Annotated in this window: 10 protein-coding genes; 4 read left to right on the forward strand and 6 right to left on the reverse strand. The window is 72.7% G+C overall.

The annotated features are described in order from the left end of the window. Positions 1-19 precede the first annotated feature (19 nt). The 4 genes from ASF37_RS03730 to moeZ all read right to left on the reverse strand — a co-directional run bounded on the left by ASF37_RS03730 (position 20) and on the right by moeZ (position 8,823). On the reverse strand, positions 20-3,139 hold the full coding sequence (locus ASF37_RS03730; RefSeq protein ID WP_056579173.1) for an ATP-dependent DNA helicase: 3,120 nt from the start codon (positions 3,137-3,139) through the stop codon (positions 20-22). 2 nt (positions 3,140-3,141) lie between these two features. Next, positions 3,142-6,429, reverse strand: a complete 3,288-nt coding sequence (locus tag ASF37_RS03735) for an ATP-dependent DNA helicase (protein ID WP_056579125.1) — start codon at positions 6,427-6,429, stop codon at positions 3,142-3,144. A 31-nt stretch (positions 6,430-6,460) separates the two neighbouring features. Beyond that, the gene (locus ASF37_RS03740) at positions 6,461-6,772 is read right to left on the reverse strand and encodes an MGMT family protein (RefSeq protein ID WP_056553730.1); all 312 of its coding nucleotides are present in this window, start codon (positions 6,770-6,772) and stop codon (positions 6,461-6,463) included. Positions 6,773-7,650: 878 nt separating this feature from the next. Beyond that, positions 7,651-8,823 (reverse strand): adenylyltransferase/sulfurtransferase MoeZ, encoded by a 1,173-nt coding sequence (moeZ, locus tag ASF37_RS03745; RefSeq protein ID WP_056579126.1) that lies wholly within the window; start codon positions 8,821-8,823, stop codon positions 7,651-7,653. Between the two features lie 181 nt (positions 8,824-9,004). Between moeZ and ASF37_RS03750 the strand changes: the two genes are divergently transcribed. From ASF37_RS03750 to ASF37_RS03760, 3 genes are all read left to right on the forward strand, one after another. Continuing rightward, entirely contained in the window at positions 9,005-9,637 is a 633-nt protein-coding gene (locus tag ASF37_RS03750) for a TetR/AcrR family transcriptional regulator (RefSeq protein WP_055966618.1), read from the forward strand. 77 nt (positions 9,638-9,714) lie between these two features. Beyond that, positions 9,715-9,954 carry a DUF3107 domain-containing protein gene (locus tag ASF37_RS03755; RefSeq protein ID WP_055966615.1) on the forward strand — a complete coding sequence of 80 codons (240 nt, stop codon included), beginning with the start codon at positions 9,715-9,717 and terminating at the stop codon, positions 9,952-9,954. Between the two features lie 16 nt (positions 9,955-9,970). Next, the gene (locus ASF37_RS03760) at positions 9,971-10,615 is read left to right on the forward strand and encodes a DUF2461 domain-containing protein (RefSeq protein WP_056579127.1); all 645 of its coding nucleotides are present in this window, start codon (positions 9,971-9,973) and stop codon (positions 10,613-10,615) included. 87 nt (positions 10,616-10,702) lie between these two features. Here ASF37_RS03760 and ASF37_RS03765 read toward each other — a convergent pair whose 3' ends face one another. After that, complete coding sequence (locus ASF37_RS03765; RefSeq protein WP_055966608.1) at positions 10,703-11,431, reverse strand: ferritin-like fold-containing protein; 729 nt, start codon at positions 11,429-11,431, stop codon at positions 10,703-10,705. Positions 11,432-11,613: 182 nt separating this feature from the next. Between ASF37_RS03765 and ASF37_RS03770 the strand changes: the two genes are divergently transcribed. Further along, on the forward strand, positions 11,614-13,161 hold the full coding sequence (locus ASF37_RS03770; protein WP_369815217.1) for a DEAD/DEAH box helicase: 1,548 nt from the start codon (positions 11,614-11,616) through the stop codon (positions 13,159-13,161). A gap of 63 nt (positions 13,162-13,224) precedes the next feature. Here the strand turns inward: ASF37_RS03770 and ASF37_RS03775 are convergent, their stop codons facing one another. Beyond that, positions 13,225-13,974 (reverse strand): ParA family protein, encoded by a 750-nt coding sequence (locus ASF37_RS03775; RefSeq protein WP_055966605.1) that lies wholly within the window; start codon positions 13,972-13,974, stop codon positions 13,225-13,227. Positions 13,975-14,030 lie beyond the last annotated feature (56 nt).

The raw sequence follows: 14,030 nt of genomic DNA on the forward strand, positions 1-14,030 counted from the left end.
GTGGGGTCGGCTCGGCGGCTCACACGCCAGGCGCGAGGAGCGTCTCGAGCGCAGCGCGGTCGAGCAGCTCCTCGGGCGCGAACCGCACGACCTCACCGAGTCGCACGTAGTAGAACGCCCCGGACACGCGCGCCGGGTCGACGTCGTGCAGCTCGGCCCACGCCAGCCGGTAGAGGCTGAGCTGGAGCGGGTCGGCGTCGGCCCGCCGGTTGGTCTTCCAGTCCACGACCTCGAAGCCGGGGCCCTCGGGGGTCGACGTCGAGAACACCGCGTCGATCCGCCCCACCACTTGCTGACCGCCGAGCAGCAACGAGAAGGGCGCCTCGACCGTGTGCGGCGTGCGCTGGCCGAACGGTCCGGCCTCGAACAACGCGATGACCTCGTCGAGCTCGGCGTCGTCGCTGATCTCGACGTCGCCCTGTCCGGGCAGGTCGGCGGGGTCGAGCAGCGGCTGCTGGCCGTAGTGGGCCTCGATCCACGCGTGGAACCGGGTGCCGAAGCGTGCGGCGGCCGAAGGCCGTCGAGGCATGGGCCGTGCGAGCGAGCGCGCGAACGCCGACTCGTCGTCGGCCAGGGCCAGCACGGCGGTGGCCGAGAGCGTGGGCGGCAGTGGCACCGGCCGCTCCGCCGACGCGGCCGCGTCGGCCTCGGCCAGGAGCAGGTCGATCTCCTGGGACAGCTCGGCCACCCGATCGCCCGGGACGGGGAGCTCGGCCGTCGGCTCGGCGGACGAGGCCAGCACCACCTCCACCTCGCGGGCCAGCGCGCGACGGCCGTCGACCGGTGGCGGCTCCACCGGCCAGGCGATGCCGTCGGACAGCACGAGGTGGGGGTTGGTCTCGTCGTCGGGGGGCGGATCGGCCCAGACCAGCGGCTCGACCCCGAGGCCGGCCAGGTGGTCGCGGGTGCGCACCAGGAAGTCCGACGGTCCGCGCGGCTTCTTCTGCGTGCGCCCCCACCAGTGACCGCTCACGACGACCCGCTGCTTGGCGCGCGTGTACGCCACGTAGCCCAGCCGGAGCTCCTCCCCGAGGGAGTCGGCCTTGCGTCGCGCATCGAACTCCTTGCCCGCGGCCGGGGTCCACTCCGCCAGCGGAGCGAGCGAGCCTGCGTCGCCGCGCAGCGGGTACGGCAGGACCGAGCCGTTGGTCAGCCAGCTGGACCGACCCCGTCCCGAGGGGAACACCCCGTCGCTCACGAGCGGCACGAACACCGCACCCCACTCCAGGCCCTTCGCCCGGTGGATCGTGAGCAGCTTGACGGAGTCGGACTCCGAGGGGGTCGTGACGTCCATGCCCTCGTTGAACTCGTTCTCGGCCTGGAGGTAGGCCACGAGTCCGGTCAGCGACGCGTAGCGGTCGCTCGCGGCGTAGTCGGCCACCGCGTCGAGGAAGGTGGCCAGGTTGTCGGAGGCACCCTCGACCTCTCCCGCCTCGAGCTCGATGTCGAGGTCGAGGGCACGCACGGCTCGGCGTGCCAGGTCGAGCAGCGGCTCCCCGACGTGGGACCTGACCCGGTGGACCACGCGCGCGAGGTCGGCGAACCGGTGGCGCGCACGCGGGTCGTACGGCAGGTCGCCCGGGTCGTCGAGGGCCTCGGCCAGCGCCACCACCTCGGTGGGGTCGGTGCCCTCGACCGCCCGGGCGAGCTCCTGCGCGAGGGTGCTGTCGTCGTCGCGACCCAGGGTGCGCCCGCTCAGCGAGGCGGCACGACGGCCGAGCAGCGCGAGGTCGCGCGGGCCGATGTTCCAGCGCGGCCCGGTGAGCAGGCGCAGCAGGGCCGGGTTGGCGGTGACGTCGTCGACGACCTCCAGCAGCGACAGCACGTCGAGCACCTCGGGCTGGGCCAGCAGGCCGGAGAGGCCCACGATCTCGAACGGGACGTGCGCGTCGCGCAGCGCCTTGACGATCTCGCCGTTCTCGCGGCCGACGCGGACCAGGACCGCGATGTCGCTCCAGGCCCGGCCACCCTCGTGCTCGGCGACGATCTCGGTGACCATGGCGGCGATCTCGTCGTCGACGGTGCCGTGCAGCGCGACGTCGACCCGGCCGGTCGTCGTCGCGGCCGACGTGAGCGGCTGGACGACCGACGACGTGGCGTAGAAGGGGGCGGCGAGGTGGTTCGCCGCGTCGATCACCTCCGGCGGGCAGCGTCGGGTCTCGACGAGGGAGAACTGCCGTCCTCGCGACCCGTCGGCCGCCGGGAAGTCGTCGAGGAACTCCTCGAGGTTGCCGGCCGCAGCACCCCGCCAGCCGTAGATGCCCTGCGCGGGATCACCCACGGCGGTGACGGGCAGGCCCGCGAAGAGCGCCGTGAGCAGGTCGCGCTGCGCGACCGAGGTGTCCTGGTACTCGTCGAGCAGCACGACGTCGTAGCGCTCGCGCAGCGCCTGGCCCACCTCGGGCAGCGCGGCCAGCTGCGCGCCCCAGGCCATCTGGTCGGAGAAGTCCATGACCCCGTCGTCGGCCTTGGCGGACCGGTACGCCTCGACCAGGAGGCTCAGCTCGGTGCGCTTCTGCGCCGCCACGGCCGCGTCGCGGAGCAGGGCCGGCTTGCCGACGGCGTCGTACTCGGCGATGACGGCCGCGTCGTGGTCGCGCAGCTCGGCCGGATCCACGAGGTGCTCCGAGAGCTGGGCGTCGAGGGACATGACGTCCTGGACGAGCGTGGGCAGGTGCGTGCTCACCCTCTGGAGCGGTCGGTCGTAGGTGCTGACCACGCGTGCCGCCCGCTGGAAGCGCGAGGCGTCGGTGACGACCCGCAGGTCGGGCTCGACGCCCAGGCGGAGGCCGTGCTCGGCGATGAGGGAGCCGGCGAAGGCGTGGTAGGTCGACGCGGTGGCGTCGGCCCAGGGCTGCTGCGGGTCGTGCGGCAGGTGCTCCAGGTCGGCCCGGATGCGCTGCCCCAGCTCTGCGGCCGCCTTGTTGGTGAAGGTGAGCCCGAGGATCCGCTCGGGCGCGATGCCGACGTGACCCACGAGCCAGAGCACGCGCGCCGCCATGACGGTGGTCTTGCCCGACCCGGCGCCGGCGATGATCGCGCCCGGGCGGTCGAGCCCGGCGGTGATGGCGTCGGCCTGGGGCTGCGAGAACGGGATGCCGGTGAGCTCGCGCAGGTGGTCGATGTCGCGGACGAGCATGGTCACGACGACTCCCCCTCCTCGGCGGCAGCGCGCCGGTGCTCACGGACCAGGATCGACGCGCCGGCGTCGTGGGCGGGACAGACCCGGGTGAACTGGCAGTACCCGCAGCCGCCGGTGGCCTCGGTGGCGGCGACCTCCTCGTGGACGAGCGTGTGGACGCTGCGACGCAGCTGCTCGACCGCGAAGAACGGCGCGTCGGACGGCGCGTCAGCGGGTGGGGGAACCTGCTGCTGGACCTTGGTGACGCCCCGGCTCTCCTGGCGCAGCTGGACCAGCTCGGCCCCGGCGGGTGGCGCGTCGCCGGCCAGGTCCCGGGTGGCGCCGTGCTGGACGACCAGCTGGTACAGGCCCAGCTGGGGGTGCTCGGCGAGCTCGTCGCGCGACGGCGAGCCCTTGCCGGTCTTGAGGTCGACGACGTGGACCCCGTCGGCGGACCTCTCGACGCGGTCCATCGAGCCCTTGAGCGCCACGGCGCGCCCCTCGACCTCGATCTCGACCTCGAACGGGTGCTCCGCCGCCAGCACGTCGCGCGGGTTGTCGCGGTGCCACTGGACGAAGCGGCCGAGCGCCTGCACCGCCTCGCCGCGTTCGCGCTCGCTGATCCACGGCGGGAGGTCGAGCTGGGCCCAGACGTCGTCGAGGTGCGTGGCGAGCTCGTCGGCGTCGGGCTCGCGGCCCGAACGCACGACGTCGGCGGCGATGGCGTGCACGATGGAGCCGAAGCCCTGCGCACTCGTGGTGGCCTGCGCGCCGTGGGCCTCGTGGTCGAGGAACCACCGCAGCGGGCACTGCATGAGGGCCGAGACCTGGCTGCCCGAGAGCCGCAGGGGTTGGTCGTCGGGACGCCACGGAGCGTCGGACTCGGTGCGCTCGGCCAGGCCCCACCAGGCGGACGGGTGCGCCGAACGACCGGCCGGGTGGGTGGACAGCCGAGCCAGCTGCTCGGCCACGCGTCGACGCTCGTCGGGGTCACGGGTGTGCTCGCCGATGCGGCGCAGCTCGGCCACGGCCGACCGCAGCGACAGTGCTCGGCGCGGCCGGTGCTCGGCCGGCGGAAGGGTCCGCGGGGCCGGGCGGGCGCTCGGGTCGTCGGCTGCCGACAGGTGCGCGTGCAGCTCGCCGACGAAGCGCGAGGGCTGGTCGCCCTCGTCGGAGCCGCTGGCGACCGCCGTGACCACGAGGTGCTCGCGCGCGCGACTGCACGCCACGTAGAACAGGCGGCGCTCCTCGGCCACCGCCTCGCGCACCGACGGGTACGGTCCGAGGCCATCGCGGGTCAGGCGGTCGGGCTGCAGCAGGCTGCTGCGCAACCGGGTGTCGGGCCACTCGCCGTCCTGCACCCCGGCGACGACCACGAGGTCCCACTCCAGGCCCTTGGAACGGTGCGCGGTCATGAGCTGGACCCCCGACACGAGGTCGGTCGCCCCGGTGAGCGTCCCGGCGGGGATCTGCTGGGCCTCGAGGGCGCGCACGACCTCGCGGACGCCGCGGTGCGCCTGGCGCTCCTCGGCCCGGGCCGCCTCGGCGAACAGGGCGCACAGCGCGTCGAGGTCGTGGTGCGCACGCGCCGCACCGTCGCCGCCGCCCTCGGCCTCGGCGCGCAGGCGGGCCGGCCACGACGTGCCGTCCCACAGCTCCCACAGCACCTCCTCGGCCGAGGCGCCGCCGCGCACGAGGGCGACGGCAGAGGACAGCAGTCGGGCCACGCGACGGGCGGCTTCGACGGCCGACGCCGCCGGGCCCTCGACCACCAGGGTGTCGAGCAGGTGGGGGTCGGCCAGCGCCTCGGCGAGCAGCACTCGCGACGCACGGGGCGAGCCGTTGCGGGCGGTGTCGTCGGTGCGCAGCACCCGACCGAGCCGACGCAGCGCGGCGGCGTCGAGACCGCCGAGAGGTCCGGTGAGCAGCGCCGTGGCGGCCTCGGGGTCGAGGGCGTCGTGGTCGATGAGGGCCTGGGCGGCGTGCAGGCCGGCCAGCAGGGCACGCACCGCCGGCTCCACGGCCAGCGGGAGCTCGTCGCCCGCCACGTCGACGGGGACGCCTGCGGCGCTGAGCGCCCGGTGCAGCCGGTCGAGGTGCGGGGCCGACCGCACCAGGACGGCCATGCGCTCCCACGGCACCGGCGGCTCGGCCGCCAGGTGGGCCTCGCGCAGCAGCAGTGCCACGTGCTCGGCCTCGGCCGTGGCCGACGTGAAGGTGCGCACCTGCACCTCGCCCGTGCGCGACGGGTCGGTGGCCGGCGACCGCAGGGCCTCGAAGCGGTCGGCGTCGAGCGCTCCGAACACCCCACGGTTCTCGACGACCGACCTGACGGCATCGGCGATCGCCGCGCCGTAGCGGTTGGTGCGGGCCAGGGTGAGCGCCGGGGCCGGCCCGCGGACGGTGGCGAACCGCTCCCCGAAGTCGAGCGTGCCGCGCACGTCGGCCCCACGGAAGCCGTAGATGGACTGGTAGGGGTCACCGACCACCACGAGGTCGCGGCCGTCGCCGGCGAGGCGCCGGAGCAGCTCGACCTGCAGGGGGTCGGTGTCCTGGAACTCGTCGACCACCACGAGCCGGAGCCGACGCCGCCAGCGGTCGCGGCACTCCGGGTCGCCCAGCAGACGGACCGCGTGGTGCACGAGGTCGGTGTGGTCGATGGTGCCCTCGAGAGCGGCCACACCCGTGACCTCGTCGAAGAACAGCGACGCGGCCACCCAGTCGGGTCGGCCCGCCGCACTGCCGATGTCGTGCAGGTCGACCGCGTCGAGTCCCTGCGCCCGCGCCGCGGCGAACAGGCGCTGGAGCTCGGTGCTCATGCCGCGCGTGCGCAGCGCCTGGCGCAGCGGGACCGGCCAGCTCTCGGGGTCGGTGCCGTCGAGCAGCTCGGCCAGCCGGGCGTCGTGCTCGGGTGCGCTGAGCAGGGTGACCGGCCGACGGAACTCCTCGAGGTCCTGCTCGGCCCGCACGAGGGCGTAGCAGAACGCGTGGAAGGTCATGGCCGAGGTGGCGGAGGTGGTGCGGGCCAGCCGGCGCCCGATGCGGGCCCGGATCTCCTGCGCGGCGGCGCGGCTGAAGGTGAGGACGAGCACCTCGTCGGCGCGGACCGCACCGGACTCCACGCGCTGGGCCACGAGCTCGACCAGCGTCGTGGTCTTGCCGCTGCCGGGGCCGGCGAGCACCTGGAGCGGCCCGCCGGTCGTGGCGACGTGGTCGAGCACGGCCTGCTGGCTGGGGTCGAGCACCACGGCGGGACCTGCCGACGCCGGGCCCCCGGCGCGCTGCAGGCGGTACTCGGTCGTGGTCACACCACCATCTGAGCAGAGACCACCGACACGCTCAGACCGTGCCCTCCGGATCGACGTCGGTCCACAGCGCCTCGGCCATGTGCACCCGGCCGTTGCGCACGGGCGTACCCTCGTCGGCCCAGTGCGCCTGCGCCTCGATCATGAGCGGCGGCACCATGGTGCCGTCGGCGCGTGGGACCCGCCACCAGCAGACGGCATGGCCGTGCGCCGACATGATCCGCCCGACGTAGCGCGGCCCGTAGCCGCCCGCGAGCAGCTCCGCGACGCGCCCGTACGGCAGCACGCGACCCGGCGGGATCAGCTCCACCAGGCTCAGCACGCGCTCGACGTAGGCCTCGTCCATGGGTCGATCATCGCCGACGTCGGGTCACGATCGGCCTGCGGCTTCGTCGGTGCGGCTGGGGCCCGACCTGCTGCTGCGTCGCTCGAGGTGGGTCTTCGGTTGCTGCTGCGTCGCTCCGGCTCGGTCGTGCCTTGCGGCCGCGTCGCTGTGGCTCGTCGTCGACCTGCGCTCCGAAAGGGCCTCGACCGGCGGCGGGGTCCGGGCTCGGGTCGGGCTCTCGGAGCGCGGCTCCCGGTGACGCAAGGTTCTGCGTTCGTGCGTGAGGGGTCGAAGGATGCTGCGTTCGTGTCCGGATCCCGTCACCAACGCAGCATCGTTCGGGGTTCTGCACGCGAACGCAGAATCCTGCGTCCGGCGGGGGNGGGGTCGAAGGATGCTGCGTTCGTGTCCGGATCCCGTCACCAACGCAGCATCGTTCGGGGTTCTGCACGCGAACGCAGAATCCTGCGTCCGGCGGGGGGTACGGCGAGGCGGGTGGGCAGGGATTCTCCTTTTGCGTCGGACGGTCCACGAGAAGGGAGAATCCCTGCCCGTACGGGCCCCTTTTCGTCGCCACGATGCTTCCTTCGCGTGGCACGGTCCACGCGAAGGAAGAACCGTGCGTGGATCCCGCACAGATGAAGAATCGTGGCCGCGCCCCGCAGACCCAACCGGGTCGAGACCCACCGCTGCAGTCGAGGCCCTCTCGGAGACCGACTCCACTCGAAGCCGTAGAGGCGCAGCACCGACGCCACTGGAAGCCCCAGCAGCGCAGCACCGGACCCGCTCGAAGCCGCCCGCACCTACCCGACGCCGGCGTCGGGCCCCCCGACGCGACGAAGCCGCGAGGCGAGCACCCGAAGGCGCCCGCCCCGCGGCTTCGCCACGGGTCCAGCAGGTCAGTAGGTCGGCTGGCTCGGGTCGATCTGGTTGACCCAGGCCACGACGCCGCCGCCGACGTGCACCGCATCCTTGTAGCCGGCACCCTTCAGCACGGCCAGCGCCTCGGCCGACCGCACGCCCGACTTGCAGTGGAGCACGACCTGCTTGCCGTCGGGCAGCTCGGAGAACGCCTTGCCGTTGAGGAAGTCGCCCTTCGGGATGAGGACCGAGCCCGGGATGTGGTTGATGTCCCGCTCGACCGGCTCGCGCACGTCGACGAGCACGAAGTCGCGGCCACCGTCGGCGCGCTCCTTCAGCCAGCCGTCGAGCGTGCCCACGGAGATCGTCGAGTCCGCTGCCGCATCGGCCGCCTCGTCGCTGATCGCACCGCAGAACGCCTCGTAGTCGCTCAGCAGTTCGGTGGGCAGCACGCCGTTCGGGTCGCGCTGGACCTTGAGCGTCGTGTACCGCATCTCGAGCGCGTCGTAGACCATAAGGCGACCGATGAGCGGGTCGCCGATGCCGGTGATCAGCTTGATGGCCTCGGTGACCATGATCGAGCCGATCGACGCGCACAGGACTCCGAGCACTCCGCCCTCGGCGCACGACGGGACCATGCCCGGCGGCGGCGGCTCGGGATAGAGGTCGCGGTACTGCGGACCCTCCTGGGCCCAGAACACCGACACCTGGCCCTCGAAGCGGTAGATCGACCCCCACACGTAGGGCTTGCCGAGAATGACCGCGGCGTCGTTGACCAGGTAGCGCGTGGCGAAGTTGTCGGTGCCGTCGACGATCAGGTCGTACTGGGCGAAGATGTCGAGCACGTTGTCGGTGTCGAGCCGCTCCTGGTGCACGACGGTCTTCACGTACGGGTTGACCTCGGCCACCGACTCCGCGGCACTCACGGCCTTGGGCCGGTCGATGTCGGACTGGCCGTGGATCACCTGACGCTGCAGGTTCGACTCGTCGACCACGTCGTCGTCGATGATGCCCAGCGTGCCGACGCCGGCAGCGGCCAGGTAGAGCAGGGCAGGGCTGCCGAGACCGCCGGCTCCGATGACCAGCACCTTGGCGTTCTTGAGCCGCTTCTGCCCGTCCATCCCGACGTCGGGGATGATCAGGTGCCGGCTGTAGCGGCGGACCTCGTCGATGGTGAGTTCGTCGGCGGGTTCCACGATGGGGGCGACCACGGCTGCTCCTCGCAGGGACGGTGATGGGGGTACTCCCGGCTCAACGCCGGGCGTGTCCTCCATTGTTCCCCCGCCGACGTCGACCGCAGGGTGCCGTCCGCCCCCTGGGACGCGCCGTCGTCGCGGCGACGCGCGGAGCGCCCCGACGGGCCCGCGTGGCACGGGGCACTAGGCTGACCGGGTGAGCGAGACCCCCACCCTGCGCCCGCGCGCCGGCCGACTGCCGCGACGCGCCCGACGCGCCCAGCTCCTGGAGGTCGCCCTCGAGGTCTTCGTCGAGCAGGGGTACCACGCCGCGTCGATGGACGAGATCGCCGAGCGTGCCGGAGTGTCCAAGCCGGTCGTGTACCAGCACTTCCCCGGCAAGCTCGACCTCTACCTGGCCCTGCTCGAGAGCTCGTGCGACGAGGTCGTCGACGAGGTCAAGCAGGCGCTCGCCTCCACGCAGGACAACCGTCGTCGCGTCGAGGCCACGATGGAGCTCTGGTACCAGTACGTCGCCGACCAGGGTGCCGCCTTCCGGCTCGTGTTCGAGTCCGACCTCACCAACGACCCCGACGTCCGCGAGCAGGTCGACCGGGTCGTGCGCGAGTCGGCCGTCGCGATCGCCGAGGTGATCCGCGAGGACACCGGCCTGCCGCAGGAGGCCGCGTACCTGCTCGCCGTCAGCCTCGTGGGCATGGGCCACGTCGGCGCCCGCAACTGGCTCTCGGAGTCGTCGGCACTGTCCCAGGAGGACGCCGTGCGGCTCGTCGCCGGGCTCGCCTGGCGCGGCATCGGCGGCTTCCCCCGAGAGACCAACGACCCCGCCTGACGCGGCACGGCCCACTCGGGCCCCACCTCGTCCGGCACCACACCCGCACCACACCAGACATCACGAGAGGACCGACCATGGAGGTCAAGATCGGCGTGCAGAACGCCGCCCGCGAGCTGTCCGTCGAGACCGACGAGGCGCCCGAGTCGGTGCTCGCCAAGCTCGACACCGCCCTGAAGGACGAGACGGTCTTCAGCCTCACCGACGAGAAGGACCGCACCGTCGCGGTCCCGGCCGACAAGGTCGCCTACCTGTACTTCACCGCCGACACCGGCCGCAAGGTCGGCTTCGGTGCGGTCACGCAGGAGACCACCTGACGGACCGGGGGCGCGCATGAGCTTCGAAGGCTTCCCCGTCGCGGCGCTCGACTTCTACGACGACCTCGAGGTCGACAACACGAAGGCGTTCTGGGAGCAGCACCGCCACGTCTACGACGCGGCGGTCATGCAGCCCATGACCGCGCTCATGGCCGAGCTGGCCGACGAGTTCGTCCCTGACGGCGAGAGCGCGAAGATCTTCCGCCCGTTCCGCGACGTGCGGTTCTCGAACGACAAGACTCCCTACAAGACGCACCAGGGTGCGTTCGTGCCCGTGGCGCCCGCGACCGGGTACTACGTCCAGGTCGGCGCGCCCGGTGTGCGCACCGGAGTCGGGTTCTACCACGCCACGCCCGCCCGGCTCGCCTCGTTCCGCGAGGCCGTCGACCACGAGACCTTCGGGACCGGGCTCCAGCACATCGTCGCGCGACTGGAGGGCCGGGGCTGGACGGTCGGCGGCGACGCCGTCAAGACCGCGCCGCGCGGCTGGTCGGCCGACCACCCGCGCATCGACCTGCTGCGCCACCGCACGCTCACCCTCGGGCGCGACCACGGCTTCGAGCCGTACGTGCACACCGCCGAGCTGCTCGAGCACGTGCGCGAGGACTGGCGCACCGGACGGACGTTCCTCGACTGGATCCTCACCCACGTCCGCGGCTGAGCGGTCGTCCGCTCAGGCGGCCAGGCCGACGCGCGCCATGCGTCCCGCGCGCTCGGTCGACCCCGAACCCCGACGACCCGGACCCGCTCAGGCGGCCAGGCCGAGGCGCGCCATGCGTTCGGTGTGCGCCTCGGTGATCCGGGTGAACATGCGCGAGATCGCGGTGAGGTCCAGCCCGGGCGTCTCGATGCCGCCGACGAGCACGGCGCTCAGCGCGTCGCGCTCGGCGACGAGCGTCTGGGCCTGGCGCAGGGCCTCCCCCATGAGCCGACGTCCCCAGAGCGCGAGGCGGCCGCCGACCCGGGGGTCGGCCTCGATCGCGGCGCGCACCTGGTCGACGACGAACTCCGAGTGCCCGGTGCCGCTGAGCGTGTCGACCACGATCTCGCGCGTCACCGGGTCGAGGTAGGCGGCGATCTCGCGGTAGAAGTCGGCGGCGAGCCCGTCGCCGACGTAGGCCTTCACGAGGCCCTCGACGAAGTCGGCCGGCCGCGTCTTGCGGTGGAAGTCACCGAACGTGGCCTCGAACGGCTCCATCGCGGCGAACGGGTCCTCGCCCATCTCGACGAGGCGGTCGCGCAGGACCTCGAAGTGGTCGAACTCCGCCGCGGCCATCGTGGCCACCTCGACCTTGCTGCTCAGGTCGGGCGCCATCTGGGCGTCGGCGACGAGTCGCTCGCACGCGCTCAGCTCGCCGAAGGCGAGCACGCCGAGCAGCTCCACGACGCCGCGGCGGTAGTCCGGATCGTCCAGGGCCGAGGGCGCGGGGGCCTCCGGAGGGGGGCCCGAGCGGCCTGACTTCGCGTTCTTCGCCATGCGCCGCAGCGTAGCGCGCTGGGGACCCGCCGCCGCCTGTGTGCCGCCGCAGGGGCCGAGACGGGTAGACTGGCCGTGCCCTTGGGGCCGTATCTCCGTCGTGAGGTCTCGGACGCACCGTCGTCGCCGACACACGACACGTATCGAGATCCCTCTCTGTTCCCTCACGAAGACGAGTACCTGTGACCACGTTCACCGATCTGGGCGTCATGCCCGAGATCGCCGACGCGCTCGACGCGGTCGGCATCAGCAGCCCGTTCCCCATCCAGGAGATGACCCTCTCCGTGGCCCTCATGGGCACCGACCTCATCGGTCAGGCCCGTACCGGCACCGGCAAGACGTTGGCGTTCGCCATCCCGGTCATCCAGCGCACCGTCGCGCCGCACGACGCCGACTACGACCAGCTGGCAGCCCCCGGCAAGCCCCAGGCCCTGGTCGTGGCCCCGACGCGAGAGCTCGCGCTCCAGGTCGCCAACGACTTCAAGACGGCCTCGGCCAAGCGCGGTACCCGCAACATCACCATCTACGGTGGCGTCCCCTACGAGGGCCAGCTCGACGCGCTCGAGAAGGGCGTCGACATCGTCGTCGGCACGCCCGGCCGCATCCTCGACCTCGCCAACCGCGGCGCGCTCGACCTCTCGCACGTCAAGTCGCTCGTGCTCGACGAGGCCGACGAGATGCTCGACCTCGGCTTCCTGCCCGACGTCGAGTCGATCCTGGCCAAGACGCCCGAGACCCGCCAGACGATGCTGTTCTCGGCGACCATGCCGGGCGCCATCGTGTCGCTCGCGCGCAAGCACATGCGCCACCCCATGAACATCAGGGCGGAGTCCCCGGAGGAGAACGACACCGTTCCCGCCACCGCGCAGTTCGTGTGGCAGGCGCACGAGCTCGACAAGGCCGAGGTCATCGCCCGCATCCTGCAGGCCGAGGACGTCCAGCGCGTCATCATCTTCACCCGCACCAAGCGCACCGCCCAGCGTGTGGCCGACGACCTCATCGATCGCGGCTTCCCGGCGTCGCCCCTGCACGGCGACATGGCCCAGGGCGCCCGGGAGAAGGCGCTGCAGGGCTTCCGCGACCACAAGGTCGACGTGCTCGTGGCCACCGACGTCGCCGCACGCGGCATCGACGTGGCGAACATCAGCCACGTCATCAACTACAACTGCCCCGAGGACCACAAGACGTACGTGCACCGCATCGGGCGCACGGGTCGCGCCGGCGCCTCGGGCATCGCCGTCACCTTCGTCGACTGGGCCGACCTGTCGCGCTGGAAGCTGATCAACGCCGAGCTGGACCTGCCGTTCGCCGAGCCGCAGGAGACGTACTCCACGTCGGACCACCTGTTCCACGACCTGGGCATCGACCGCTCGGTCAAGGGCCGGCTCAAGCCGCCGTCGCCCAAGGAGCCCCGCAAGGACGGCGACCGTGGTCGCGGCGGCCAGGGCGGTCGGGGCCAGGGTGGACGCAGCCAGGGCGGGGACCGCAGCCGCGGCTCGGACCGCCGACGCTCCGACGATCGCCAGCAGAACGGTTCCGGCCAGGACCGACCGGGCCGGAACGCCCCGACGTCCGGCGACACCGGCCAGGGTGGCGAGGTCAAGGAGGGTGGCGCGAGCCGCAACCGTCGCCGTCGTCGCACCCGCAGCGGCCAGCGCGTCGAGGGTCAGGGCTCCGGCGCCCAGGGCGGCACCGAGGCGACGGCCGCCGCGCCGCGCTCGTCCGACTGACGCACGACCCGACGCGAAGGGGCCCCACGCACGGCGTGGGGCCCCTTCGGCGTTCTCGAGCGGTCAGAGCAGGCTCTTGGCCACCTCGCGGTAGGCCTCGGCCCCCTTGTGGTTCGTGTGCACGCTGAGGATCGACCGCCCGATGGCCGGAGCCTCGGCGAACCGGATCGACTTCGGGATCGGCGGGCTCAGCACCGGCAGCTCGAACTGCTCCTCGATGGAGGCGAGCACGGCACGGGCGTGGTTGGTGCGGCCGTCGAACATCGTGGGCAGCACGCCGGCGACCTCGAGCTCGGAGTTGATGAACTGCTTGACGTCGTGGACGGTGTCGAGCAGCTGCAGCACGCCGCGGTGCGAGAGGGTCTCGGCCTGCAGCGGGATGACGACCTTCTGCGACGCCGACAGCGCGCCCACCGTGAGCACGCCGAGAGTGGGCGGGCAGTCGATGACGACGAGGTCGTAGTCGTCGGCGACCTTGTCGAGCGCCACCCGCAGCCGCTGCTCGCGGCCGGTCCGGCTCACCAGGGCCTCCTCGGCCTGCGTCACCGTGACGTTGCTGGGAAGCAGGTGCATGCCGTCCTCGGTGACCACGATGGCGTCGGCCGGCTTGGCCTTGCCCAGGAGCACCTCGCCGACGGTCACGTCGAGGTCCTCGGGGTCGATGCCGAGGGAGAACGTGAGTCCGCCCTGCGGGTCGAGGTCGACGAGGAGGACTCGTTTGCCGAGCTCGGCGAACGCCGCGCCCAGCGATGCCACGGTGGTCGTCTTGCCGACGCCACCCTTCTGGTTCACCACGGAGATCGTCGTCGTCACGGGGTCATCATGCCACCCGTCGGGGCCCTGCGACCCCAGCGTCCTGACCCGTGGTC

Source organism: Aeromicrobium sp. Leaf289 (assembly GCF_001423335.1).
Taxonomy (GTDB): Bacteria; Actinomycetota; Actinomycetes; order Propionibacteriales; family Nocardioidaceae; genus Aeromicrobium.